This is a genomic window from Streptomyces sp. NPDC029292, assembly GCF_055569295.1.
Window position 1 is genome coordinate 25,199 of the sequence record NZ_JBVHXR010000006.1, and the last position, 24,745, is coordinate 49,943.

At 71.1% G+C, this 24,745-nt stretch carries 21 protein-coding genes; 8 read left to right on the forward strand and 13 right to left on the reverse strand.

Annotated elements, in window-relative coordinates; genetic code table 11:
• Positions 1–3: 3 nt before the first annotated feature.
• Both ACZ4WS_RS15300 and ACZ4WS_RS15305 read right to left on the reverse strand, forming a co-directional pair.
• Positions 4–369 carry a hypothetical protein gene (locus ACZ4WS_RS15300; RefSeq protein WP_467980591.1) on the reverse strand — a complete coding sequence of 122 codons (366 nt, stop codon included), beginning with the start codon at positions 367–369 and terminating at the stop codon, positions 4–6.
• Between the two features lie 37 nt (positions 370–406).
• On the reverse strand, positions 407–703 hold the full coding sequence (locus ACZ4WS_RS15305; RefSeq protein ID WP_467980593.1) for a hypothetical protein: 297 nt from the start codon (positions 701–703) through the stop codon (positions 407–409).
• A 222-nt stretch (positions 704–925) separates the two neighbouring features.
• Between ACZ4WS_RS15305 and ACZ4WS_RS15310 the strand changes: the two genes are divergently transcribed.
• On the forward strand, positions 926–1,945 hold the full coding sequence (locus ACZ4WS_RS15310) for an LLM class flavin-dependent oxidoreductase (protein ID WP_467980594.1): 1,020 nt from the start codon (positions 926–928) through the stop codon (positions 1,943–1,945).
• A 25-nt stretch (positions 1,946–1,970) separates the two neighbouring features.
• Here the strand turns inward: ACZ4WS_RS15310 and ACZ4WS_RS15315 are convergent, their stop codons facing one another.
• From ACZ4WS_RS15315 to ACZ4WS_RS15325, 3 genes are all read right to left on the reverse strand, one after another.
• A complete protein-coding gene (locus ACZ4WS_RS15315) occupies positions 1,971–2,468 on the reverse strand; it encodes a hypothetical protein (protein WP_467980596.1) in 498 nt (165 codons plus the stop codon).
• A gap of 69 nt (positions 2,469–2,537) precedes the next feature.
• On the reverse strand, positions 2,538–5,441 hold the full coding sequence (locus ACZ4WS_RS15320; RefSeq protein WP_467980598.1) for a helix-turn-helix transcriptional regulator: 2,904 nt from the start codon (positions 5,439–5,441) through the stop codon (positions 2,538–2,540).
• A gap of 145 nt (positions 5,442–5,586) precedes the next feature.
• A complete protein-coding gene (locus tag ACZ4WS_RS15325; RefSeq protein WP_467980599.1) occupies positions 5,587–6,186 on the reverse strand; it encodes a CGNR zinc finger domain-containing protein in 600 nt (199 codons plus the stop codon).
• Between the two features lie 7 nt (positions 6,187–6,193).
• On the opposite strand from ACZ4WS_RS15325, the gene ACZ4WS_RS15330 reads away from it, so the two are divergent.
• Complete coding sequence (locus tag ACZ4WS_RS15330) at positions 6,194–6,892, forward strand: pyridoxine/pyridoxamine 5'-phosphate oxidase (RefSeq protein WP_467980601.1); 699 nt, start codon at positions 6,194–6,196, stop codon at positions 6,890–6,892.
• Positions 6,893–6,905: 13 nt separating this feature from the next.
• On the opposite strand, the gene ACZ4WS_RS15335 is transcribed toward ACZ4WS_RS15330, so the two are convergent.
• From ACZ4WS_RS15335 to ACZ4WS_RS15360, 6 genes are all read right to left on the reverse strand, one after another.
• On the reverse strand, positions 6,906–7,811 hold the full coding sequence (locus ACZ4WS_RS15335) for a universal stress protein (RefSeq protein WP_467980603.1): 906 nt from the start codon (positions 7,809–7,811) through the stop codon (positions 6,906–6,908).
• Positions 7,812–8,160: 349 nt separating this feature from the next.
• Positions 8,161–8,403 carry a DUF397 domain-containing protein gene (locus ACZ4WS_RS15340; protein ID WP_405885022.1) on the reverse strand — a complete coding sequence of 81 codons (243 nt, stop codon included), beginning with the start codon at positions 8,401–8,403 and terminating at the stop codon, positions 8,161–8,163.
• 83 nt (positions 8,404–8,486) lie between these two features.
• Positions 8,487–9,653, reverse strand: a complete 1,167-nt coding sequence (locus ACZ4WS_RS15345) for a thiolase domain-containing protein (RefSeq protein ID WP_467980605.1) — start codon at positions 9,651–9,653, stop codon at positions 8,487–8,489.
• The gene (locus ACZ4WS_RS15350; RefSeq protein ID WP_467980607.1) at positions 9,650–10,705 is read right to left on the reverse strand and encodes a thiolase domain-containing protein; all 1,056 of its coding nucleotides are present in this window, start codon (positions 10,703–10,705) and stop codon (positions 9,650–9,652) included. The genes ACZ4WS_RS15345 and ACZ4WS_RS15350 overlap by 4 nt, the downstream gene beginning before the upstream one ends.
• Positions 10,706–11,644, reverse strand: a complete 939-nt coding sequence (locus ACZ4WS_RS15355) for a Zn-ribbon domain-containing OB-fold protein (RefSeq protein WP_467980608.1) — start codon at positions 11,642–11,644, stop codon at positions 10,706–10,708. It lies immediately after the preceding gene.
• A gap of 81 nt (positions 11,645–11,725) precedes the next feature.
• Entirely contained in the window at positions 11,726–12,526 is an 801-nt protein-coding gene (locus ACZ4WS_RS15360; protein WP_467980610.1) for a crotonase/enoyl-CoA hydratase family protein, read from the reverse strand.
• Between the two features lie 177 nt (positions 12,527–12,703).
• Here ACZ4WS_RS15360 and ACZ4WS_RS15365 point away from each other — a divergent pair, with 177 nt between their 5' ends.
• Positions 12,704–14,323: an acyl-CoA synthetase gene (locus ACZ4WS_RS15365; RefSeq protein WP_467980612.1), complete on the forward strand. Its 1,620-nt coding sequence runs from the start codon at positions 12,704–12,706 to the stop codon at positions 14,321–14,323.
• 65 nt (positions 14,324–14,388) lie between these two features.
• Here ACZ4WS_RS15365 and ACZ4WS_RS15370 read toward each other — a convergent pair whose 3' ends face one another.
• Positions 14,389–15,177: an IclR family transcriptional regulator gene (locus tag ACZ4WS_RS15370; protein WP_467980613.1), complete on the reverse strand. Its 789-nt coding sequence runs from the start codon at positions 15,175–15,177 to the stop codon at positions 14,389–14,391.
• A 106-nt stretch (positions 15,178–15,283) separates the two neighbouring features.
• Here ACZ4WS_RS15370 and ACZ4WS_RS15375 point away from each other — a divergent pair, with 106 nt between their 5' ends.
• The 4 genes from ACZ4WS_RS15375 (at position 15,284) to paaK (ending at position 20,579) form a co-directional block, all read left to right on the forward strand.
• Complete coding sequence (locus ACZ4WS_RS15375; RefSeq protein ID WP_467980614.1) at positions 15,284–16,243, forward strand: 5-dehydro-4-deoxyglucarate dehydratase; 960 nt, start codon at positions 15,284–15,286, stop codon at positions 16,241–16,243.
• 43 nt (positions 16,244–16,286) lie between these two features.
• Positions 16,287–17,624 (forward strand): gluconate:H+ symporter, encoded by a 1,338-nt coding sequence (locus ACZ4WS_RS15380; protein ID WP_467980615.1) that lies wholly within the window; start codon positions 16,287–16,289, stop codon positions 17,622–17,624.
• A gap of 44 nt (positions 17,625–17,668) precedes the next feature.
• Positions 17,669–18,997 carry an enolase C-terminal domain-like protein gene (locus ACZ4WS_RS15385; protein WP_467980616.1) on the forward strand — a complete coding sequence of 443 codons (1,329 nt, stop codon included), beginning with the start codon at positions 17,669–17,671 and terminating at the stop codon, positions 18,995–18,997.
• Positions 18,998–19,274: 277 nt separating this feature from the next.
• Positions 19,275–20,579: a phenylacetate--CoA ligase PaaK gene (gene paaK / locus ACZ4WS_RS15390; RefSeq protein WP_467980617.1), complete on the forward strand. Its 1,305-nt coding sequence runs from the start codon at positions 19,275–19,277 to the stop codon at positions 20,577–20,579.
• A 67-nt stretch (positions 20,580–20,646) separates the two neighbouring features.
• On the opposite strand, the gene ACZ4WS_RS15395 is transcribed toward paaK, so the two are convergent.
• On the reverse strand, positions 20,647–22,146 hold the full coding sequence (locus tag ACZ4WS_RS15395) for an acyl-CoA synthetase (protein ID WP_467980619.1): 1,500 nt from the start codon (positions 22,144–22,146) through the stop codon (positions 20,647–20,649).
• 175 nt (positions 22,147–22,321) lie between these two features.
• On the opposite strand from ACZ4WS_RS15395, the gene ACZ4WS_RS15400 reads away from it, so the two are divergent.
• A complete protein-coding gene (locus tag ACZ4WS_RS15400; protein ID WP_467980620.1) occupies positions 22,322–24,733 on the forward strand; it encodes a penicillin acylase family protein in 2,412 nt (803 codons plus the stop codon).
• The last annotated feature ends 12 nt before the right edge of the window (positions 24,734–24,745 follow it).

A 24,745-nucleotide genomic window follows, 5' to 3' on the forward strand; every position in this document is an offset into this window, starting at 1 on the left:
GCCTCACTGCGGCCAGTCGAGCTGGTGTTCCGGGACACCGAAGGTCCGGCCGATCCGGCGGGCCTGGGTCCGGCCCGCGCTATCGCCCCGCGGAAAGCGCAGGACCTGCCCCGGGAACACCACGAACGTCTCCTCGGCGGACCGCAGATCGACGTACCAGCCGGGCTGGTCCAACGCGTGCGAGAGCGCCTCGGCGACTTCTGCCGCGCGGGAGACCTCCACAGTGAACTCGATGACAGTCCAGATGTCCGGCTGCCCCGGCCCGAGGTTCTGCGGGCGGAACCGGTAGATCTCCCGGGCTTCGATCCGCAGGTCCTTCAGATGGGTGCCGACCTTGAGACTCTCCGCGATGAGAGAACCGTCGGTCATGGGGGCTCCTTTCGGTCGCGTGCTGTCGTCGCCGTCCTCAGCTTCTCGTACGGCCCGTTACACCCAGCCCCGGCGGGCGGCCTGCCATGCTGACCGTTCCGGAGTCGTCGACCCGCAGAGGGACGGCGTCGTCCCAGTAGCGCTCGCAGAGCGCGACGAGCGCCGCCAGGAGACTGGGCCTTGCAGGCCGGTGGCCGTGCTGTGGGGCACTGAGGCCGCCCGTCGCCGTGGCCGCCATGCCCGGTCGGGCCGGGCCCGCGGCGACGGGCGGCACACCACCGGCGGCCAGCGCGAGCCCGGCCGATATCACCGCCGCAAGGCGGATCCGCCTCATCTGGTCAGCACCTTTCCACGCACGGGAGGCGAAGTTCATGCGGTGCTGGACAGAATCCGATGGCGCCGGATGCCCTGTCACCGAATCCCGGTGGCGCAGGCGGGACATCTCGCAACCGCGACATCGCAAGCGGGTCGGCATCCCCACAGGTGATCGCCGCCTGCCACAATTGGCGCAGTACTGGTGTTCGGCAGACCTTGCCGCGGACATTGGAGGAGCCCTGTGCCGCTGCCCTCGAAACCGTTGCGGAAGCTGGGCTTCTTGACCATCGGGCTGTTCGACGGGGACAACCCCCGCCGGGGCCACGAGTCGACGCTGGAGATCATCGAACTGGGTGAGCGGCTGGGTTTCGACAGCGCCTGGGTGCGGCACCGTCATCTCCAGTACGGCATCTCCTCCCCCGTCGCCGTCCTGGCGGCGGCCTCGCAGCGCACCAGCCGCATCGAACTCGGCACGGCGGTCATCCCCTTGGGGTGGGAGAACCCGCTACGGCTGGCCGAGGACCTGGCGACGGTCGACATCCTGTCCGGCGGCCGTCTCAATCCGGGTCTCAGCGTCGGTCCGCCGATGCACTACGACGAGGTCAAGCACGCGCTCTACCCCGACACCGCCGACGTCGAGGACTTCAGCTACGACCGCATGGCACGGCTGCTGGACTTCGTACGCGGCAAACCGGCCACCGACTTCAGCGGCATCGAGGGCTTCGAGGTGTTCTCGGACCGCGTCCAGCCCCACTCGCCAGGCCTGGGCCGCCGCATGTGGTACGGCGGCGGAAGCCTGCGATCGGCTCAGTGGGCCGGTGAGCACGCCATGAACTTCTTGACCAGCAGCGTGGTGAAGGCGGAGGAGTCCGAGGACTTCGCCGAGATCCAGCTGTCGCACATTCGGACCTTCCGCGCCCACCATCCCGACGGTGACCGCGCCCGCGTCTCCCAGGGACTGGTCGTCATCCCGACCGACAGCGCCTCACCCGAGCAGCGCAGGAGGTACGAGGAGTACGCCCTGAAGCGCACCCCGCGTACCGCCACTCCGCAGGGTCCGGCCCGCATGATGTTCGCGCCCGATCTGGTCGGCACCTCGGACCAGATCGCCGAACGGCTCTACGCCCACGCCGCGTTCCGGGAGATCGACGAGGTCGCGTTCGCGCTGCCCTTCACCTTCGAGCACGACGACTATGTCCAGATCCTCACGGACATCGCCACCGGACTCGGCCCGGCACTCGGCTGGCGGGCGGCCGCCTGAGCCGGGCGCGGGCCGTACGCGGTGGTCAGCCCTGCTGGAAGAGCTCCGGGGGCAGCGGCTTGAGCAGTGCGTACAGGTCGTCGGTGATGGGGCGGTCCCAGGCGGCGATGGTCACCAGCACATTGTCGCTGCGGTCGAACTGCACGCAGGAGATGCGCGTCTCGGAGAGCTTGAGGCGGCGCACGATCAGGAGGTTGTCGCCCTGCATCACCGGCATGTCCTCGGTCCCGGTGACGGTGACCTCCTCCTCGTTCTCCAGCGCGAGCAGCAGCTGGGCCACCTCGAAGGGGACCTCTCCCTCGGCGACGTCGCGGGCCGGGGAGCCCTCCGGCAGATTGCCGATGATCATCGCGGGGCCACGGCCGCCGAACAGGTCGTAGCGCAGGAAGACGCCCTGGCAGCTGCCGTCGGGGGCGGGCAGCAGGCCGGCGCCGAGATTGCCCGGCCAGTCGCCCGGGTCCATGGCCAGAACGTCGAAGTCGGGCCCGGCGGGTGTGGCGCTGCGGCGGCGGAGGAAGGACATGCCGCAATGGTACGTGCACGGCCGTGAACCGGGCCCCGGGGGCGCCCCCGCCAGGACAGGTGTTCCCCGCTACGGAGACGGGTGTTCCCCCAGCGCGGCATCGAGTCCCGTACGGTCCGTGCCCACCTTCCGGTAGACCGCCGACAGCAGGCGTACGACGGTCGGCTCGTCGGTGTGCAGCTCCTCGGCGATTTTCGCCGTGCCGCAGCCCCGGACGGTGAGCGCGGCGGCGGCGCGTTCGCGGGCCGTCAGGGTGTCCGTCTCGGTGCTGTGCAGGCGACGGGGCCGCAGACCGGCCGCCGCCAGTTCGTCGCGGGCCTCTTCGACCAGGCCGTCGGCTCCGCACTGGACGGCCGCGTCGAGCCCCCGGTAGAGGTGTTCGGCGGCTTCCTTGGGGCGGCCGGCGCGGCGCAGTTCGGTGCCGAGCGCGACCAGGGCACAGGCCAGCTCGTACGCGGCCGGGGAGCGCTCCAGATGGCCGACGGATTCTTCCAGCAACTTGACGCGGACCGAGCCGGAGGAGACATCGGCGGCGGCGCGCAGTGCCTGTCCGATCGCGGAGGGGGTGCCGTACTGGCGGGCGCGGTTCACCGCGTCGAGTGCCGTGGTGACGGCGCGTTCCGGGGCGTCGTGGCTCTCGGCGCGGGCGAGGTGGAGCTGCCACGGGCACCAGGCGGGATTGCGCATGCCGCGCGGGTCGAGGCGGCGCCCGGCCGCGGCCAGCTCGGTGGCGGCGTCCTTGGTCAGGCCGCGGGCGAGCAGCAGCTCCCCGTGCACGGTCTGGACGTCGGGGAAGGTCACGGCGGCCGGGAAGGGCGCGCCGAACGCGTAGTCCTCGCCGGTCTGTGCGGCCTCGGTGATCCGGCCGCGGGCGAGCAGGATCTCGATGAGGACGCCGACGGCATACCAGTGCACGGGGGTGCCGGGCCCGACGCGTTCGGCGAGCCTGAGGCCCGCCCGTACGAAGTCCTCGGCCTCGGCGAGGCGGCCGCGGCGGTAACGGACGTACGCGAGCAGGGTGTAGCCGAAGGAGAGGTGGGCGCCGTGCCAGCCCTGGGCCTCGAAGTCGGCGATTCCGGTGGCGAACAGTTCCTCCGTGCGCCCCGGCCTGTCCGCGTACATGAACGTGAGCGCGACCAGGACGGGCACCTCGAAGCCGCGGTCGGCCTCGGCCCAGCCGAGTCCTCCGGCGAGGGCGCGTTCGGCGTGGTGGAGGGCGATGTGGGCGGGTTCGCCGCGCAGGGTGGCGTCCCAGGCCCGCAGGCCGATGACATAGCGCTCGGTGAGTTCACGGCCGGTGAGCCGGTCGGCGAGGCGGGCCAGGCGGCGGGAGCGGGCCGGCGAGTCGGGTTCGTCGGCGCGGAAGGCGTCCCACATGAACTGCTCGGACTGCATGCGCAGCCGCACCCGGGCGTCGCCGGTCAGACGGGTCTCGCGGGCGAGGGTGTCGGAGGCCTCGCCGAGGCGGTCGCTGTGGGCGAGGACCTGGGAGAGGCGGTAGACGATGTGATGGCGCAGCTCAGGGTCGGTGATGGGTTCTTCGAGGGCTGCCCGGAGGTGGTTGACGGTGGTTGCCGGTTCGGTGAGCAGGGAGGCGCTGCCCAGTTCGTACAGGACGGCGGCCCGGTCCTTGAAGGGCGGCGGTTCGCGCAGGGCGCGGGCCAGGTAGCGGCGGGCGGCGTCGGGGGCTCCGGCACGCAGGGTCTCGCGGGCGGCGGCGCGCAGTTGCTGGACGACCCAGGTGTCGCCGTCGGGGTGGGTCTCCAGGAGGTGGCGGGCGGCGGCGGACGCGCCGATGCCTTCGTTGATGATGCACCAGGCGGCCTGGCCGTGCAGGGCGACGCGGACGCCGCCGGGGATGGCGCGGTAGACGGCGGTGGCGATGAGCGGGTGGACGAATTCGAGCGTGCCCGCGGCCGTCACGGCGCCGGTCAGGATGCGGGCGCCGCGCAGCGCGTCGGCCGCGTCGGCGGCCTCCTCGGAGCCGAGGCCCGCGACGGCTGCGGCGAGCGCCGGATGGATCTCCGTGCCGAGCACCGCGCAGGCCCAGGCGAAGCGGACGGTCGAGGTACCGAGACGTTCGAGGCGGGCGATCAGGCCGCTGCCCTTGACGGCGGCGGCCAGGTCGCGCAGCAGATGTGCCCCGGCCTCCGTCGGGGTCAGTCCGCGGTCGCGCACCTTCGCGGTCAGCTCGACGGCCTCGAAGGGGTTGCCCGCGGTGACCGCCCAGCACTCGCGGCAGAACGCGTCGTCGGCCTGGGTGCCGAGATCCTCCCGGACGAGACGGGCGACGGCCGCCGCGCTGAGCGGTTCAAGGTCGAGGGGGCGCTGGCCCGCGCGGCCGGGCAGCCCCCTGAACGCCTCGGCGTGGTCGGGGAGTTCCTCGGGCCGGTAGCCGACCGCGAGCAGCAGCGGGAGTTCCTCGGCGCGCGGCGCGAACGCGGCGAGCCAGCTCATCGACTCCGGGTCGGCCCAGTGCGCGTCGTCCAGGACGAGCACCATCGGGGCGCGCTGTACCGCGAGATGCGTGAGCACCCAGTCGAGGCCGTCGCGCAGGCCCTGCTGGTCGGGCGGGGCGCCCTCGGCCGGGGCGCACAGGCCGAGCGCGGGGCCGACGATCGCGTACCAACTGCCCAGCGAGGCGCGGAGTTCGGGCTCCGCGGTCCCGGCGAGCTGCGGCTGCAGCAGCTGGCGGGCGACGTGGAAGGCGACGCGCTGCTCCTGGTCGCCGCCGCGCGCGGACAGCACGGTGCAGCCCTTGGCGGCGGCGCGCCGCCGTACTTCGGCGAGGAGCGTGGTCTTCCCGATCCCGGCACGTCCGGCGAAGGCGAGAAGCGCGCCGCGGGGGCGCTCCGGTGGCTCACCGCCGTCCCCGCGCAGGCCGGTGAGCTCCCCCAACGCCTCCTCGACCGCGGCGAGTTCGCTCTCGCGCTCGAAGAGTGTCCGTCGGCTCCGTGCGATCCGCTGACCCATGGCCCACCCCCTGCCACGGTGGTGCAGCCGGCGCGAAGAGCAGGTGCGCACCGTGACCTACAGGCAGCTCAGCGTACGCCCAGAGCACCCCTGTGGCGCCCACCCGACCGCTACTGACCGGAACCGTCGCGCAACGATCGGGGACCTACGCCGACTTCTTGTGACGCTCGTGGTGCCGGGCGACCCGGGCACGGTTTCCGCACGACGCCTTGCACCACTCCTGGCGCGGATGCTCCTTGATGAAGTACCGCACGCAGCGCGGCGCGTGGCAGGCCCGCAGCCGCTGCCGGTCGGGGCTCGCGAGGAAGCTCATGGCGGCGCGGGCGAGGACGGCCGCGAGCGGGACGTCACCGCTCACGGCTTCCTGGCGTACGACGGGATCGGCGCCCTCGGCCCATACGAGGGCGGGGACGGTCGGGGCGAGCGCCACCGCCGCGTTGAGGCGCTCCAGGGCCTGTGGCACGGGCAGCAGGTGGGCGGCGTCGGCCGGACTCGGTTCGCCCGGACGCACGGCGCGGGCGAAGAGGGCGCGCACGGCCGCACGGAGGTCGCGTACGGCGGCGAGCGTCGCCGGGTCGGCGACGAAACGGCCGGCTCCCGGCAGGGCGTCGGCGTGCGCGTGGACCCAGGCCGTCAGTCCGGTGGGGCCGGTGAGGTCGTCGGCGACACCGCCCTGACCGTCGTGCCGGATGGTCAGGGCGAGGTCCAGGGCGAGCCGGGCGTCCTGGCTGATCGAGTCCTTCATGGAGCTAATGATAGTTTCATCGGCATCCATTAGCGTACGAGGGGGAGAGTCCGCGGAAGATCTGTGTCAACTGCTGCGCGGCCTGAAGGTGTTCGCGGGCGAGCTGCCCACGTTCGACCCGTCCGCGGCACCGGGCAGCCCGGCCGAGCTGTTCACCGAGTGGCTGCTCGCGGCCGTACACGCCGGGGTGCGCGAGCCACACGCGATGACCGTCTCCACCGCCGGCGCCGACGGCGATCCGACGGCCCGGACCTTGATCCTCAAGGGCATCGGCCCCGACGGCCGGCAGTTCGCCTCGGACGGCGGCAGCGTCAAGGCGCGGAATCTCGCGGAGCGGCCCTACGCGGCGCTCACGTTTTACCTGCCGCAGCTCGCCGGTCAGGTGCGGGTGCGGGGAGGTGTCATGGCCGAGTCCGCCGCGGACAGCGCGGCGGACTTCCTGGCGCGCGGCGCCGGGGCCCGCGCGGAGGCGCTCCTGGGGCGTCAGTCACAGCCGCTCGCGGATCTCGACGAGCGCGACGGGGCCGTCAAGGAGTCCCTGATGCGGCTCGAGGCCGAGCCTGATCTCGTCGCACCCGGGTGGACGCTGCACACCGTGCGCCCCGAGTCGGTCGAGTTCTGGCAGGGAGACAAGGAGCGGCGGCACACGCGGCTCGCCTATCTGCGGGACGGCTCCGCCTGGACCAGGCAACTGCTGTGGCCGTGACCGGGACCGCCGATCAGTCCTCGTCGGCGGCCGTCGGCGGCACCACCGCGACCGGGCTCGCCGCGTGCACCAGGACCGCCTGGGTGACCGAGCCCATCATGCGGGCGGGCGCGAGCAGCCGTCGGCGGTGGCGGCCCACGACGACGAGTACGGCGTCCTTCGAGGCCGCGACGAGCTGACCGGCCGCGTCGCCCGGGACCACGTCCAGGTCGACGTGGACGTCGGGGTGCCGTTCGCGGTACGGCGCGACAAAGCCGTCGGCCAGACTCCGGGTCTCGCCCTCGACGGCGTCCTGGTCGAGGGTCGCGGGCGCGTAGTCGCCGGGCACGGCCCACGTCAGGACCGGCCAGGCGTACGCGGCGACCACCTGGACGCGGGCGTCGCGCAGGGCCGCCTCCGCGAACGCGAAGGTGAGCGTGGCCTCGTCGGGGCTGTCGGTGTGCAGGCCGACGACCACACGCGGTCCCGGTTCCACCGCAGGCACGTCGGACACCTCGCGCCCGGGGCGGGGCACCACGACCACGGGGCAGTCCGCGTCGCGTGCCGCGGCCATGCCGATGGAGCCGAGCAGCAGGCTGGCGAAGCCGCCGCGCCCCCGGGAGCCGAGCACCAACAGCTGGGCCTCGGAGCCGAGTTCGGGCAGCAGGGCGCCCGGCGCGCCCTGCAGACCGAGGTACTCCGTCGCGGGCAGGTCGGCCCGTCCCGCCAGGTACGCGCGCACCTGGTCGAGCACCGGATCGTCGGCCGGATCCGGTGGTCCGGCGACCAGGACGTCGGGCTGCGCCCAGGGCGCGTGCTGCCGTACGTGGACCACGCGCAGGGGCGCCTCGCGCGTCCAGGCGTCCGTGAGCGCCCAGTCCAGGGCGCGCAGGCTGTCGTCCGATCCGTCGACTGCCGCGATGACCGGCAGGGTGCTCATGGAATCCTCGCCTCCGGTACAGGCCTTTGATCTTCCTGCGACCAGCCTGACTCAGGCGCGGGCTCCAGAACGGAGAAGGCGGGGGTGTCGGCCTCCCGATGTCGGCCGTCCCGCCGGACGGCGTACCGGACGGAGTATTGAGCGGAGTACCGGGCGGAGTACCGGGGAGAGTGGCATGCAGGCGGTCTCGGTGGCCATCGCCTGGCTCGGCACCGTCCAGCTCCAGCTCCAGCTGAGGGACGAGCACAAGGTGAGCCTCGACGGCAGCACAGAGGACATCATCACGGCGCGCGTCGCCAAGGAGGCAGCCGCCCCTGTCCTGATCGCAGGAGGCGGGGCGGCTGTCGGCTCACGTCAGGTCGAACTCGCCCTCCCGCGCCCCCGACACGAACGCCCCCCACTCCGCGGGTGTGAAGATCAACGAAGGGCTCTCGGGACGGCCACTGTTGCGCATCGCGATGAAGCCCTCGACAAAAGCGATCTGGACGTCTCCCCGCCCTCGGCTGCTGGACTGCCACTCGGCGTTGCTGAGGTCCAGCTCCGGCTTGTCCCAGCCCTTGAGCGGGTGCTGCTCGATGGTGCTTTCGGCCACGTCCGTGCTCCTCCCGGTTCGTCGTCCGCGGCCAGCCTAGCGATCGGTTCGGGCGGCGGACAGGCCACGTGAGGGGGGCGGTCTCAGGATGCGGGCGGCGCGGCGCCGACCAGCCACATCGAGAAGAACTGGGATCCGCCGCCGTAGGCGTGTCCCAGCACCCTGCGGGCCCCGTCCACTTGGTGCTCTCCCGCCTGCCCGCGCACCTGAAGTGCCGCTTCGGCGAAGCGGATCATTCCGGAGGCGCCGATCGGATTGGTGGAGAGGACCCCGCCCGACATGTTGACGGGCAGGTCCCCGTCCAGCTCCGTCACCCCGGATTCGGTGAGCTTCCAGCCCTCGCCCTCCTCGGCGAAGCCGAGATTCTCCAGCCACATCGGCTCGTACCAGGAGAACGGCACGTACATCTCGACGGCGTCGATGTCCCGGCGCGGGTCCGCGATGCCCGCCTGCCGGTACACGTCCGCCGCGCAGTCCTTTCCCGCCTGCGGCGACACGAAGTCCTTGCCCGCGAAGAGAGTCGGCTCACTGCGCATAGCGCCGCCGTGCATCCATGCGGGCGGCCGCGGCGAACGGGCCGCCCCCGCACGGTCGGTGAGGATCATCGCGCACGCCCCGTCCGAGGAGGGACAGGTCTCCGAGTAGCGGATCGGGTCCCACAGCATGGGCGAGGCCTGCACCTTCTCCAGCGTGATGTCGTGCTCGTGGAGATGCGCGTACGGGTTCTTCAGCGCGTTGCGGCGGTCCTTGTACGCGACCAGGGAGCCGACGGTGTCGGGGGCTCCGGTGCGCCGCATGTACGCGCGCACGTGCGGCGCGAAGAAGCCGCCCGCCCCGGCCAGCAGGGGCTGCTGGAAGGGGATCGGCAGGGACAGGCCCCACATGGCGTTCGACTCGGACTGTTTCTCGTAGGCCAGGGTCAGGACGGTGCCGTGGACGCGGCCCGCGATCAGGTTGGTGGCGACGAGGGCCGTCGATCCGCCGACCGAGCCCGCCGTGTGCACCCGCAGCATCGGCTTGCCCACCGCGCCGAGCGCGTCCGCGAGATACAGCTCCGGCATCATGACGCCCTCGAAGAAGTCGGGCGCCTTGCCGATCACGACGGCGTCGATGTCGGCCCAGGTCAACTCGGCGTCTTCCAGGGCACGTTGGGCGGCCTCGCGGACCAGCCCCGCCATGGACACGTCCCGTCGGGCCGCCACGTGCTTGGTCTGGCCGATGCCTACGACGGCCACGGGCTCCTTGCTCATCGGGCGTCCCCTTCGAGTACGGCGACCAGGTTCTGTTGGAGGCAGGGGCCCGAAGTGGCGTGGGCGAGCGCCCGGTCGGACTCCCCGCGGTGGATGCGGGCGGCGGCCTCGCCGATGCGGATGAGTCCGGCCGCCATGACCGGGTTGGCCGCGAGCGCTCCGCCGGAGGGGTTGACGTGCACGTCCTCGCCCAGTCGCAGAGCCTTGCGCAGCACCACTTCCTGGGAGGTGAAGGGGGCGTGCAACTCGGCGGTGTCGACGGGCCGTTCGAAGGCGCCGGCGTTCTCGGCGGCGAGGCGCGTGGACGGCGAGTCGGTCAGGTCACGTACGCCCAGGCTGTGCGCCTCGATGCGGTGGTCGAGGCCTCGGATCCAGGCGGGCCGCGCGCACAGTTCCCTGGCGCGCTCCCCCGCCGCGAGGATCACGGCGGCGGCACCGTCACCGATGGGCGGGCAGTCGCCGGTGCGCAGGGGACGTACGAGGTAATCGCCTTGAGCCACCGAACCCCTCAACTGGGCATGGGAGTTGGCGGCGGCCGACGCGCGACTGCGGGCGGCGACACCGGCGAGCGCGGGCTCGTCGGTCTCGCCCGCGTCGATGAGCGCCTGCGCCTGAAGCGCGGCGACGGCTACGGAATCGGGCCACAGGGGCGCCACGTAGTACGGGTCGAGCTGCCGGGTCAGGACGTCCCGCACGGAGCCGGGCGACGACTTGCCGTAGGCGTACACGAGCGCGGTGTCGGCATCCCCTGTCAGCAGCTTCGTCCACGCCTCGTACAGCGCCCACGCGCCGTCCATCTCCACGTGAGACTCGGAGATCGGCGGCCAGGCGCCCACCCCGTCGAGCGCCATGGTGAAGGAGAAGGCGCGGCCCGCGAGGTAGTCCGTGGAACCGGAGCATGTGAAGCCGATGTCGCTGGTCTTGAGGCCGGTCTGGTCGAGGACGTCGTGCAGGACCGGGATGAGCATCTCCACCTCGGAGAGCTCGTCGCTGGTGCGCCGGTGGTCGGTCTGCCCGAAGGCGATGACGGCGACATCCCTGATGGGCGGCATCTACAACAGCTCCTTGTACGTCTCGTAGTCCGCGTCCGGTTCACCGGTGGGCCGGTAGTGGTCGGGGTAGCGGCCGCCTTCCGTCCACACCGGCTCGACGCGCAGGCCCATCCGCACCTGGTCGTAGGGGATGCCGCCGATCCGGCCGTGCAGCGCGAGGTCGGCGCCGTCGAGGGCGATGTGCGCGTAGACGTACGGCACCTCGATGTCGAGGTTCCTCGCCTTGATGTTGACGATGCAGTACGTGGTCACTGTGCCGCGCGGACCCACCTCGACCTGTTCCGATGTGGCGACGCCACAGGTGGGGCAGGCGCCCCTCGGCGGGACGTACACCTTGCGGCAGGACGGGCAGCGCTCGCCGACGGTCCGCCGGCCGGAGAGGGAGTTGATGTAGCCGGACTGGGCGCGCCCCGGCGAGTAGACGTAGTCGAGGCGGGCGGGGGCGACGATGCCGGTCACCATGTCCTCGAACCGGCCGCTGTGACCGGTGAGTTCCGCGCTGCCCTCGTACGGCTCGAAGCACGCGATGTCCGTGATGGCGCCGGAACGGTCCCCTGCCCAGCGGATGCGGACGCGCATGCCGGTGCGTACGGCGTCGGGGCCCGGGGCGTCGAGGGCGTGCAGGAGGGCGGTGTCGGCGCCGTCGAGCTTGACCAGGACCCAGGCGAAGGGGGTGTCGAGGGGCTGGCCGCGGCGGGGTTCGTGGTTCCAGGCCCAGGTGATGACGGTGCCGGTGGGGGCGACCTCGACCAGGTCGTGTATCTCCTCGGCGGTGACCGGGTCGTACTCGACGGGTGGGACGAGTGTCCGGCCGTCGGCGGTCTTCACGCCGAGGACGACGCGGTCGCGCAGCCCGGTGAGGAACGCGCTCTGGACGGGGCCCAGTGAGCGGGTGAAGGGGAACTCCACGACTAGGGGGGCTTTGAGGACTTCGGGCATCCCGGTTGTCTCCTTCGGAGGTCGGGCGCGCCCGGACGCGGGCTTCCGGGGTCGGGCGCGCCCGGGCACGGGCATCGGGGGTCAGGCGCGCCGGTAGACGGCTGGGCGCTTCTCGGCGAAGGCTCGGGAGCCCTCCTTGGCGTCGGCGGTGTCGAAGACCGGCCAGCCGCGCTTGAGCTCGGCGGCGAGCCCGTCGGTCTCGGTCATCTCGGCGGTCTCGTACACGGACGCCTTGACGGCCTCGACGGCGAGCGGGCCGCAGGCGTTGATCTGCCCGGCGATGGCGAGGGCCTTGTCCAGCGCGGTCCCGTCGGGGACGACATGGCCGATCAGGCCGATGTCCGCGGCCTCCTGGGCCGCGTACGGGCGTCCGGTGAGCAGCATTTCCAGGGCGTGCGTGCGCGGGATCTGCCGTTGCAGGCGGACCGTCGAGCCGCCGATCGGGAACAGGCCGCGCTTGACCTCGAAGAGCCCGAAGGTCGCGGATTCTCCGGCGACCCGGATGTCGGTGCCCTGGAGGATCTCCGTGCCGCCCGCGACGCAGTACCCCTCGACGGCGGCGATCACCGGCTTGCGGGGGCGGTGGTGGCGCAGCATCGCCTTCCAGTGCAGGTCCGGGTCGGCCTTCAGGCGGTCCCGGTACTGCTGGCCCTCCATCCCCTTGCCCGCCAGCGCCTTGAGGTCCATTCCGGCGCAGAAGGCACCCCCGGCGCCGGTGAGCACGATCGAGCGGATCGCGTCGTCCTCGTCGGCCTCGATCCAGCCGTCGTACAGACCGACCAGCATCGGCAGCGAGAGCGCGTTCTTGGCCTCGGGCCTGTTGAGTGTGAGCACCAGTGTGGCGCCTTCGCGCTGCACGGTGAGGTGTTCCGTCCCACCCATTACCGTCCTCCCGTCTCGGATGCGAGAACAGGTTGCAGGAGGCGCGGAGCCAGTACAAGGGTTTTCTGACAGACAGTCAGATTTCTTCTGCCGGAACCCTTCCCAGTTGCCTCGCGCTTTGCTCTGATGACCGTCGAGTCGAGAGGCAGCCACGGACGTTCGGGGTCAGGAGGAACGGTGGAGTACAACCTTGCCGACCTGTTCGAGTCGGTCGTCGACGTGGCCCCGGGCCGCGAGGCGCTCGTGTACATCGACCACCCCGGCACGGGTGATGAGCGCCGGCTGACGTACGCGCAGCTGGACGCGGCCGCGAACCGCGTCGCGCACCATCTGATCGACAGCGGCATTCGCCCCGGTGAGCACCTGGGACTCCACCTCTACAACGGCGTCGAGTACCTGCAGACGGTGCTGGGCTGCCTGAAGGCGCGAATCGTGCCGGTCAACGTCAACTACCGCTATGTGGAAGAGGAGTTGGTCTACCTCTACCGTGACGCGGATCTGGTGGCGCTGGTCTTCGACGCGGAGTTCACGGACCGGGTGGCGGCGGCGCTGCCGCACACTGCGGCACTGCGGCATCTCGTACGGGTGGGGGCCCCTGCACCCGGTGCGGCCTCGCTGGACGCGGTGGACTTCACGGACGCGGAGGCCGCCGGGTCCCCCGAGCGGGGTTTCCCGCCGCGCTCGGCGGACGACCAGTTCATCATCTACACCGGGGGCACCACCGGGATGCCCAAGGGTGTGATGTGGCGACAGGAGGACCTGTTCTTCTCCGGCCTCGGCGGTGGCGCTCCGACGGGCGAGCCGGTCAAGAAGCCCGAGGAGCTCGCCGAGCGGGTGGCGGCCGGCGGCGAGGGGATCACCTTCTTCCCCACTCCCCCGCTGATGCACGGCACCTCGACGCTCACCGCCTTCATCGGCTTCAACTTCGGCCAACGGATCGTGATTCACCGCAAGTTCGTGCCCGAGGAAGTCCTGCGGACGATCGAGAAGGAGAAGGTCACCAGCATGTCGCTGGTCGGCGACGCGATGCTGCGCCCGCTGATCGACGCGCTGAACGGCCCCATGAAGGGCACGGACTGCTCCTCCATGTTCAGCGTCTCGTCCTCCGGCGCGATCATGTCGGAGACGGTGCGCGAGCAGTTCCAGGCGCTCGTCCCGAACGTGATGCTGCTGAACAACTTCGGCTCGTCGGAGTCGGGCTTCAACGGTACGGCGACCGCCGACTCGGGGCCGGACCGGGGCTTCCGGATCCGTGTCAACTCCCGTACGCAGGTGGTGGATCCGGTCACCCACGAACCGGTCGCGGTCGGCGAGCCGGGGCGCGTGGCACAGCGCGGGCACGTCCCCCTCGGCTACTACAACGACCCGAAGAAGACCGCCGAGACCTTCTTCCGCAAGGGCGACGAGCGGTGGGTGCTGCTCGGCGACATGGCCACCGTCGACGAGGAGGGCATCGTCACCGTCCTCGGCCGCGGCTCCCAGTGCATCAACACGGGCGGCGAGAAGGTCTATCCGGAGGAGGTCGAGCAGGCCCTCAAGTCCCATCCGGACGTCTACGACGTCCTGGTCGCCGGGGTGCCCGACGCGACGTGGGGCAACCACGTGGCGGCGGTGGTCCAGCTCCGCGAGGGCGCGGGCCGGCCGTCCCTGGAAGACATCCAGACCCACTGCCGCACCCACCTCGCGGGCTACAAGATCCCGCGCCAGCTCGTCATCGCGGACACCATCCAGCGCTCGCCGAGCGGGAAGGCGGACTACCGGTGGGCACGGTCGGTCGCGGCGGAGGCGGCTCACTGAGCACCGGGGTCAGCCGCGTCGTCGCCGTGTCTCCCCGGCGGCCCCGGGGCGGCACGGGACCGGGGTCAACGCCAGTCGGGAGCGCCTGAGACGGGCGGCAGGCGAGTTTCGATCTTCGTCTGGATCTCCCGCATCACGGAGACGATGCGGGCCTCGTGGTCCGCGGTGAGCCGGTGCACCGGGACCGAGCAGCTGATGGCGTCGGTGGCGGGCGCGTCGTAGCGCAGGGCGAAGCCGAATCCCGCGATGCCGACCACGGTTTCCTCGCGGTCGATGGAGTAGCCGCGCTCACGGACTCCGGCGAGGTCGGCGAGCAGACCGGCGCGGTCCGTGTGCGTGTTCTCGGTGAGGGCGGCCAGCGGTTCGGCGGGGAGCGGGAGTGCGTCGTCGGGGCGCTCGGCGAGGAGTGCCTTGCCGAGGGCGCCGGCGTGGGCCGGGATCCGGCGGCCGACGCGGCTGATCGTGCGCGGGTACTCATGGGACTCGCGGGTCGCGAGGTAGACGACGTTCGAGCCGTCGAGCCGTGCCAGGTGGATGGTCTCGCCGAGCGCGTCCGAGGCCTCGTCGAGGTAGGGGCGGGCCATCCGTACGTACCGGTCGCTGTCGAGATAGCTCGTGCCCGTGAGCAGCGCGCGGATCCCGATGCCGTAGAGGGAGCCGGTGGTGTCCGTGCGCACCCAGCCGCTGTCGACGAGGGTTCGCAGCAGCTGGTACATGCTGCTGCGCGGCACGCTCAGTTCCTCGGCGAGTTCGTCCAGGCGGGAGGGGCGGTCGCCCCGCCCGGCGAGCAGTTCCAGCAGCGCGACGGTGCGGAGCGCCGACTTCACTCCACGGACCCCGCTGCTCTCCGGCATGGGCACATCGTAAATCCGCGTCGTCACACCCATTGACCCTGCCGCGATCACCAACCTAGCCTCCATTCTCATACGTAGACGCCATCTGCATATAGGGATGAGATTCATGACGCGGATCAGCGCGAAGGTCGAAGAGGCTGTCCAGCGACTTCGGGACGGCATGGCTCGAGGGGTGCTGTCCTTCCCGCTCACCAGCTTCCGGGACGACGGCGGCCTCGACCTGGAGTCGTACCGGACGTACCTGACGGCCCAGTTGGCCACCGAACCCGGCGCGGTGTTCCCCGCCTGCGGGACCGGGGAGTTCAGCGCGCTGGACGAGGACGAGTACCGCGCGGTCGTCGCGGCCACGGTCGAGATCGCCGACGGCAGGATGCCGGTGGTCGCGGGCATCGGCTACGGCTGGGCGCAGGCGCTGCGGTTCGCCCGGATCGCCGAGGAGGCGGGGGCGGACGCCGCGCTGGCGCTGCCCCACTACCTCGTCGAGGCCCCGCAGGACGGGCTGGTGGAGCAGTTGCGCAGGATCGCCGCCGGTACCGGGCTGCCACTCATCGCCTACCAGCGCGGCCCGGTCGCCTTCACCCCCGACAGCCTGCGCCGGATCGCGGAGATCCCCACCGTCATCGGCCTCAAGGACGGGCACAGCGACCTCGACCGGCTCCAGCGCCTCACGCTCGCCGCCCCCGACGGCTTCCTCTTCTTCAACGGCGCCGCGACCGCCGAGATCCAGGCCCGCGCGTACGCCACCGTCGGCGTCCCCGCCTACTCGTCGGCCGTCCACGCCTTCGCGCCCGAGATCGCCGACGCCTTCTTCGCCGCCCTGCGGGACGGCGACGACGCGGGCGTGCACAAGCTCCTGCGCGACTTCTACGTCCCGCTCGTCGAGCTGCGCGACCGCGTGCCGGGCTACGCCGTCTCGCTGGTCAAGGCCGCCGCCCGGCTGCGCGGCCTGCCGGTCGGCCCGGTCCGCGCCCCGCTCACCGACCCGGCCCCGGACGACCTCGCCGCTCTGGAGCAGATCCTCGACACCGGCCTGCACCTGGTCGGCGCGGTACGACGACCGGCCTGACGGCCCTACGGCTACTTGACCCGCAGTTCAAAGGAGAACTGACTTGCCTCTCGTCGTAGTCGGAATCAGTGTTCTGGTTCTGCTCTTCCTCATGACCAGACTGAAGCTGAACGGCTTCGCCGCCCTCCTGCTCGTGGCCGTCGGTGTCGGCCTCGTCCGGGGCATTCCGGTGGCGACCATCCCGGACGTCCTCTCACAGGGCATCGGCGACCAGATCGGTGACACGATGCTCACCATCGGGCTCGGTGCCATGGTCGGCCGTGTCATGGGGGATTCCGGTGCCGCACAACGCATAGCCGGCAAGCTCCTCGACGCCTTCGGCCCACGGTGGGTCCAGGTGGCCATGGTGGTGACAGCCATGCTCATCGGCGTGACCATGTTCTACGAGGTCGCGTTCATCATCATCGTGCCCATCGCGTTCACCCTGGTGAGGGTGACCGGTGCGAAGCTGCTGTGGGTCGGGCTGCCGATGTCGATCGCCCTGTCCACGATGCACAGCTTCCTGCCGCCGCACCCCGGCCCCACCGCCGTCACCGCGACCTTCCACGCCTCCGTGGGACTGACCCTGTTCTACGGCCTGTTCATCGCCGTCCCGGCCGGTGCGCTCATCGCGCTCGTGTGGCCGCGCCTTCCGTTCGTCGCCGCGATGAACCCCTCCATCCCCAAGGGCCTGGTCAGTGAGCGCGAGTTCACCGACGAGGAGATGCCGGGCCTCGGCTGGTCACTGTCCGTGGCCCTCTTCCCCGTGGTGCTGATCGCCGGGGCCGCGGTGACCGACCTGGCCACCTCCGGCGAGAGCCCGTTCCTGCACTTCATCGCCTTCATCGGCTCGGCACCGATCGCGCTCCTGCTGGCCCTGCTGCTGGCGGTCTGGGCGTTCGGACCGCGGATCGGCCGCAGTCTGTCGGAGGTCAGCGCCTCCTGTTCCTCGGCGGCCCAGGCGATGGCGATGATCCTGCTGGTGATCGGCGCCGGTGGCGCCTTCAAGAACGTCCTCGTCGAAGGCGGGATCTCCGACTACATCAAGGACGCCACGGACTCCTGGTCGATCTCGCCGATCATCCTCGCCTGGCTCATCGCGGTCATCCTCCGCGTGGCGCTCGGCTCGGCGACGGTCGCCGTGGTCACGGCCTCCGGCGTGGTGCTGCCGCTCCTGGCGGGCAGCGGCGTCCACCCCGAGATGATGGTGCTCGCCGTCTCCTGCGGCTCGATCGCCTTCTCCCACGTCAACGACCCCGGGTTCTGGCTGTTCAAGGAGTACTTCAACCTCTCGGTCATCGAGGCGATCAAGGTCCGCACCAGCTATACGACGGTCCTCGCGACCCTCGGCCTGGGCGGCGTCCTCGCGGCCGAGTGGACCCTCGACGTCCTCAGCCTCTGATGACCGCCTCCGCACCACCCTCGTACACAAGGACTTTGATGAGCATGAGCCAGCCGACCGTCACCGCGTTCTCGGTCTATCCCGTCGCCGGCCGGGACTCCATGGAGCTGAACCTCTCCGGCGCCCACGGCCCGTACTTCACCCGCAACATCGTCGTCCTCAAGGACTCCGAGGGACGTACGGGACTGGGCGAGGTACCCGGCGGGGAGAAGATCACCCGGACGCTCCGGGACGCCGAGTCCCTCGTCGTCGGCGCCAAGGTGGGCGACTACAAGCGCGTCCTGCGCGAGATCGGGGACCGGTTCGCCGACCGCGACTCCGGTGGACGCGGCGCCCAGACCTTCGACCTGCGCACCACCGTCCACGCTGTCACCGCGGTCGAGTCGGCGCTGCTGGACCTCCTGGGCCAGCACCTCGACGTACCGGTCGCGGCCCTCCTCGGCGACGGGCAGCAGCGCGACTCCGTACGGGTCCTCGGCTATCTCTTCTACGTCGGTGACCCCGACCGCACCGACCTGGAATACGTCCGCGAACCCGACGCGGCCGTGGACTGGTACCGGGTCCGGCACGAGGAGGCCCTCTCCCCCGAGGCGATCGTCCGCCAGGCCGAGGCCGCCTACGACCTGTACGGCTTCCGGGACTTCAAGCTCAAGGGCGGTGTCCTGGCGGGCGCCGAGGAGGTCAAGGCCGTACGCGCGCTGAAGGACCGCTTTCCCGAGGCCCGGATCACCCTCGACCCGAACGGCGCGTGGTCGCTGCGCGAGGCCGTCGAGCTGTGTACGCCCCTGGTCGGCACGCTCGCTTACGCCGAGGACCCCTGCGGAGCCGAGGGCGGCTACTCCGGGCGCGAGATCCTGGCCGAGTTCCGCCGTGCCAGCGGTCTCCCCACCGCGACCAACATGATCGCCACCGACTGGCGGCAGCTGACCCACGCCCTGGCCCTCCAGTCGGTCTCCATCCCGCTGGCCGACCCGCACTTCTGGACCATGCAGGGCTCGGTGCGCGTGGCTCAGCTGTGCAACGCGATGGGCCTGACCTGGGGGTGCCACTCCAACAACCACTTCGACATCTCGCTGGCCATGGTCACCCACTGCGGGGCCGCCGCGCCCGGCGAGTACAACGCCCTGGACACGCACTGGATCTGGCAGGAGGGGCTGGAGCGGCTCACCGTCGCACCGCCGCGCATCGCCGACGGCGAGATCGCCGTCCCGGACGCCCCCGGTCTGGGCGTCCAGCTCGACCTCGACCGGCTCCTCGCGGCCCACGAGCTGTACCAGGAGAAGGCCCTCGGGGCACGTGACGACGCCGTCGGGATGCGGTACCTCGTCCCCGACTGGGAGTTCGACGCCAAGCGGCCGTGCCTGGTGCGCTGAGGGGGGTCCTGCGGAGGTGCAGGAACAGGCGCTTTTCGCCCCCGCCGCCCCTACCCATTCCCGTCCCCTGGGGCTCCGCCCCAGACCCCGCTCCTCAAACGCCGGAGGGGCTGATTCTTAGCCCGTCCGGCGTTTGTAGGGGCGGCGGGGGCGAAAAACCCACCCTCAACGTCACACGCCTTGACGACCGCCCAAGCCCCTGAATTTACTGATCCCGAACACCTCGACCGAATGATCGGTCGCCCGGATTGATGTGGTTGGCGAGGGAGAAGTCCCTGTGACGGACTCGAAGGGCCCGCTGGACGCGGGAGAGCGGCTCGGCGCGGACGGCCTACGGGCACTCCAGCTGGAGCGGCTACGGGCATCACTGCGGCACGCGTACGAGAACGTGCCCTTCTACCGGGAGTCCTTCGACAAGGCCGGCGTGCACCCCGACGACTGCCGGGCCCTCAGCGACCTGGCACGGTTCCCGTTCACGGTGAAGGCGGATCTGCGCGAGAACTACCCGTACGGAATGTTCGCCGTACCCCAGGAGCGGATCCGCCGCATCCACGCGTCCAGCGGCACCACCGGACGCCCCACGGTCGTCGGCTACACGGAGAACGACCTCTCCATGTGGGCCGACATGGTGGCCCGTTCGATCCGCGCGGCGGGCGGCCGCCCCGGCGACAAGGTCCATGTGGCGTACGGCTACGGGCTGTTCACCGGCGGCCTCGGCGCGCACTACGGCGCGGAGCGGCTCGGCTGTACGGTGATCCCCGCCTCCGGCGGCATGACGGCGCGCCAGGTCCAGCTGATCCAGGACCTGAAGCCCGGGATCATCATGGTGACCCCCTCGTACATGCTGACGCTTCTCGACGAGTTCGAGCGGCAGGGCGTCGACCCGCGGGGCACGTCACTGAGGGTGGGCATCTTCGGGGCCGAGCCGTGGACCGAGGAGATGCGGCGCGAGATCGAGGAGCGGTTCGCGATCGACGCGGTGGACATATACGGGCTGTCCGAGGTGATCGGCCCGGGTGTCGCCCAGGAGTGCGTGGAGACGAAGGACGGGCTGCACATCTGGGAGGACCACTTCTTCCCGGAGGTCGTCGACCCGATCACCGGTGAGGTGCTGCCGGACGGCGCGGAGGGCGAGCTGGTGTTCACCTCGCTCACCAAGGAGGCGATGCCCGTCATCCGTTACCGGACCCGGGACTTGACGCGGCTGCTGCCCGGCACGGCGCGTGTCTTCCGCCGGATGGAGAAGATCACCGGCCGCAGCGACGACATGGTGATCCTGCGCGGGGTCAATCTCTTCCCGACGCAGATCGAGGAGATCGTGCTGCGTACGCCGGGAGTCGCTCCCCACTTCCAGCTGCGGCTGACCCGCGAGGGCCGCCTCGACGAGCTCACCGTGCGGGCGGAGGCGCGCTCCGGCGCCACACCGCAGTTGCGCGAGGCCGCGGCACAGGCCATCGCCGCGGCCGTGAAGGACGGGATCGGTGTGTCCGTCGCGGTCGAGATCGTCGAACCGGAGTCGCTGGAGCGGTCGGTGGGGAAGATCAAGCGGATCGTGGACCTGCGGGGCCGCCAGGACCGCTAGAGGGTCACGGAACCGATGCTTCAGAGGTCACGGAACCGGTCCCTTCAAAGGTCACGGAACCGGCCCTTCAGACGTCACCGAACCGGTCCCGCAGCTCGCGCTTGAGGATCTTCCCGCTGGCGTTGCGCGGCAGCTCGTCCACGAACAGCACCCGCTTGGGCGCCTTGAAGTGGGCGAGCTTCTCGCGTGCGTGGGCGACGAGTTCGGCCTCCGTGACCTCCCCGCGAGGGACGACGACCGCGGTGACGGCCTCGATCCAGCGCTCGTCGGGAAGCCCGATCACGGCCACCTCGGCGACCCCCTGATGGGTGTACAGCACGTCCTCCACCTGGCGTGAAGCGACCAGCACACCACCGGAGTTGATGACGTCCTTCACCCGGTCCACAACGGTGAAGTACCCCTCGGCATCCCGCACGGCGAGGTCCCCTGAGTGGAACCAGCCGTCGCGGAACGCCTCCGCCGTCTCCTCCGGCTTGTCCCAGTAGCCCTCGCACAACTGCGGTGAGCGGTAGACCACTTCGCCCGGTGTCCCGTCGGGCACGTCCTTGCCGTCCTCGTCGACGACGCGCGCGTCCACGAACAGGACCGGACGCCCGCAGGAATCCATCCGTCCGTTGTGCTCGTCGGGACCGAGGACCGTGGCCAGCGGGCCGATCTCGCTCTGGCCGAAGCAGTTGTAGAAGGCCAGCTTCGGCAGCCTTTCCCGCAACCGCTCCAGAACGGGCACCGGCATGATCGACGCCCCGTAGTACGCCTTGCGCAGCCCGCTCAGATCACGGGTCGCGAAGTCGGGACGGTTCGCCAGGCCGATCCACACGGTGGGCGGGGCGAACAGACTGTCCGCGCGGCCCGCCTCGATCAGGTCGAAGATCCGCTCGGCGTCGGGCGAGTCGAGGATGATGTTCGACGCGCCGACCGCGAGATAGGGCAGCAGGAACACATGCATCTGCGCCGAGTGGTAGAGCGGCAGCGAGTGCACGGGCCGGTCCCCCGCGCTCAGGTCGAGGGCGGTGATCGCGCTCAGGTATTCGTGCACCAGGGCGCGGTGCGTCATCATCGCGCCCTTGGGCAGGGCGGTGGTGCCCGAGGTGTAGAGCAACTGCACGAGGGTGTCGCCGCGCGGCTCGGCGCCGTCGTACGGGGGCGCCGCGTCCAGCCTGGCGAGCAGCGAGTCGTCGGCGTCGCGCAGCGGCAACGTCCGTACGCCGTCGGGTAGTTGACCGGCGATATCAGGGTCGGCCAGGACCAGCGTGCTCCCGGACTGGCCGACGATGTACGCGAGGTCGTCGCCGGTCAGGTTCTGGTTGACCGGCACGTGCACGAGTCCCGCGCGGGCGCAGGCGAGGAAGCCGATCAGGTACGCGTCCGAGTTGTGGCCGTAGGCGCCGACCCGGTCGCCGAGGGCGAGGCCCTGGTCAAGGAGCACGCTCGCGGCACGGGACACAGCCTCGTCCAGCTCCGCATAGGTCCAGGAGCGCTCGCGGTAGTCGACCGCGCGGCGCGCCGGGGTGCGCCGGGCGCTGCGTCGCAGCACCCCGTCAACCGTGCTGCCGTGTCCAGGCGTCATGACACATGATCCTCGGTCCGCGCGCGAAGGAGGTCAAGACAGACGCACGGAGGGGCGTGGCCGGAGCACCACGGAGGCCGCGGCAACGCACAGAGATCGCGGCGGACACCCCGACGCGGCACATACCCGTTGGTACGCTCAACCGCCCCTTCCCTCAATGACGTTGGGAGGCACGATGCGCACCCGCCTGAGACGGTTCGTCGTCACGGCCGTCACTCTGCTCACCGCCACGGCTTCACTGCCCTCGGCCGCGGCCCAGCAACAAGGCCGTCAGGAACATCCCTCGCACGGCGGCCTGTCGGCCGTGATCCGCTACACCGAGTACGGCATTCCGCACATCGTCGCGAAGGACTACGCGAACCTGGGCTTCGGCACCGGCTGGGCGCAGGCCGCCGACCAGGTGTGCACCCTCGCCGACGGCTTCGTGACCGTACGCGGCGAACGCTCCCGCTTCTTCGGGCCCGACGCGGCGCCCGACGGTTCGCTGTCCTCGGCGGCCAAGAACCTCTCCAGTGACCTGTACTTCCGTGGCGTACGGGACACGGGAACGGTGGAGAAGCTGCTGGCCGAGCCCGCGCCCCTTGGACCGAGCCACGAGGTCAAGGATCTGATGCGCGGCTGGGCCGCCGGGTACAACGCCTGGCTCGCCCAGAACCGGATCACCGACCCGGCGTGCGAGGGCGCCGCCTGGGTCCGACCGGTGACCTCCCTGGACGTGGCCGCGCGCGGCTTCGCGCTGGCGGTGCTCGGCGGCCAGGGCCGCGGGGTCGACGGCATCACGGCCGCGCAGCCGCCGACGACGTCCACTGTCGCCCTTACACCTGACGCGAAGAGCACCGTCCAAGCCGCACAGGAGCTCTTCGACACAGGCAGCGCCGACATGGGATCCAACGCGGTCGCCTTCAGCGGTGCCGGCACCGCGAACGGCCGCGGCCTGCTGCTCGGCAATCCGCACTACCCATGGCAGGGCGGCCGCCGCTTCTGGCAGGTGCAGCAGACGATCCCCGGCGAGCTGAACGTCGCGGGCGGCTCGCTGCTCGGCTCGGCGACGATATCCATCGGGCACAACGCGCAGGTGGCGTGGAGCCACACGGTCGCGACGGGCATCACGCTCAACCTTCATCAGCTGACCCTGGATCCGGCCGACCCGACGACGTATCTGGTGGACGGCACGCCGGAGCGGATGACGCGGCGGACCGTCACCGTAGACGTGAAGGACGGCACGCCGGTGACGCGCACCCAGTGGTGGACCCGGTACGGCCCGGTCGTCACGTCGCTCGGCGCACAACTGCCGCTGCCCTGGACCGCCACGACGGCGTACGCGCTGAACGACCCGAACGCGGCGAACCTGCGCGCCTCCGACACCGCGCTCGGCTTCAGCAAGGCCCGCAGTACGGCCGACATCCTCACGGCTTTGAAGCGCACGCAGGGGCTGCCCTGGATCAACACGATCGCTGCCGACTCGGGCGGCCACTCGCTGTTCACACAGTCACAGGTACTCCCGCGCATCACCGACGAGTTGGCGCAGCGCTGCTCGACGCCGCTCGGGAAGCTCACCTATCCGTCGACCGGCCTTGCCGTTCTCGACGGCTCGCGCGGCGACTGCGCGCTGGGCAGCGACCCCGACGCCGTCCAGCCGGGGATCTTCGGGCCCGCGAAGATGCCGGTACTCAAGGACGCGCCGTACGCGGAGAATTCCAACGACAGCGCCTGGCTGGCCAATGCCGACCGGCCGTTGACGGGGTACGAGCGGGTCTTCGGCACGATCGGCACGCAGCGCACGATGCGCACGCGCGGCGCGGTCGAGGATGTGGCGGCGCTCGCCGCGCGGGGCCGGCTGACCGTACGGGATCTCCAGGCGCAGCAGTTCGCTAACCGGGCGCCCGCGGGCGATCTCATCGCGGACGACGCGGCGCGCGCGTGTGCCGTGCTGCCGGGTGGCACGGCAACGGGCAGCGACGGCAAGGGCGTTGATGTGACCGATGCCTGCGGTGTGCTCAAGGCGTGGGACCACTCCATGAACACCGACAGCCGGGGCGCACTGCTCTTCGACCGCTTCTGGCGGAAGCTGACGGCCGCGGTTCCGGCCGCGCAGCTCTGGAAGGTCCCGTTCTCGGCGGCGGACCCGGTCCGCACCCCGAACACGCTCAACACCGACGCACCGGGCTTCACCACGGCTCTCGCCGACGCGGTGGCCGAGCTGCGTACGGCGGGCATCGCACTGGACGCGCGGCTCGGCGCGAACCAGTTCGTCGTGCGCGGCGGTCAGCGCATCCCCGTGCCGGGCGGCACGGAGTCGCTGGGCGTGTGGAACAAGGTCGAGCCGGTGTGGAATCCGGCGGCGGGCGGATACACCGAGGTGACCACCGGGTCGTCGTACATCCAGGCCGTCGGCTGGGACGGCAGCCGCTGCCCCGTCGCCCGTACGCTCCTGACGTACGCGCAGTCGTCCAATCCCAACTCGCCGCACTACAGCGACCAGACGCGGCTGTTCTCCGGCGAGAAGTGGGTCACGTCCCGCTTCTGCGAGAAGGACATCCTGTCGTCGCCCGGGCTGCGAGTGATCAGGGTCGGCGAACACCGCTGACCGCAGCGCTGT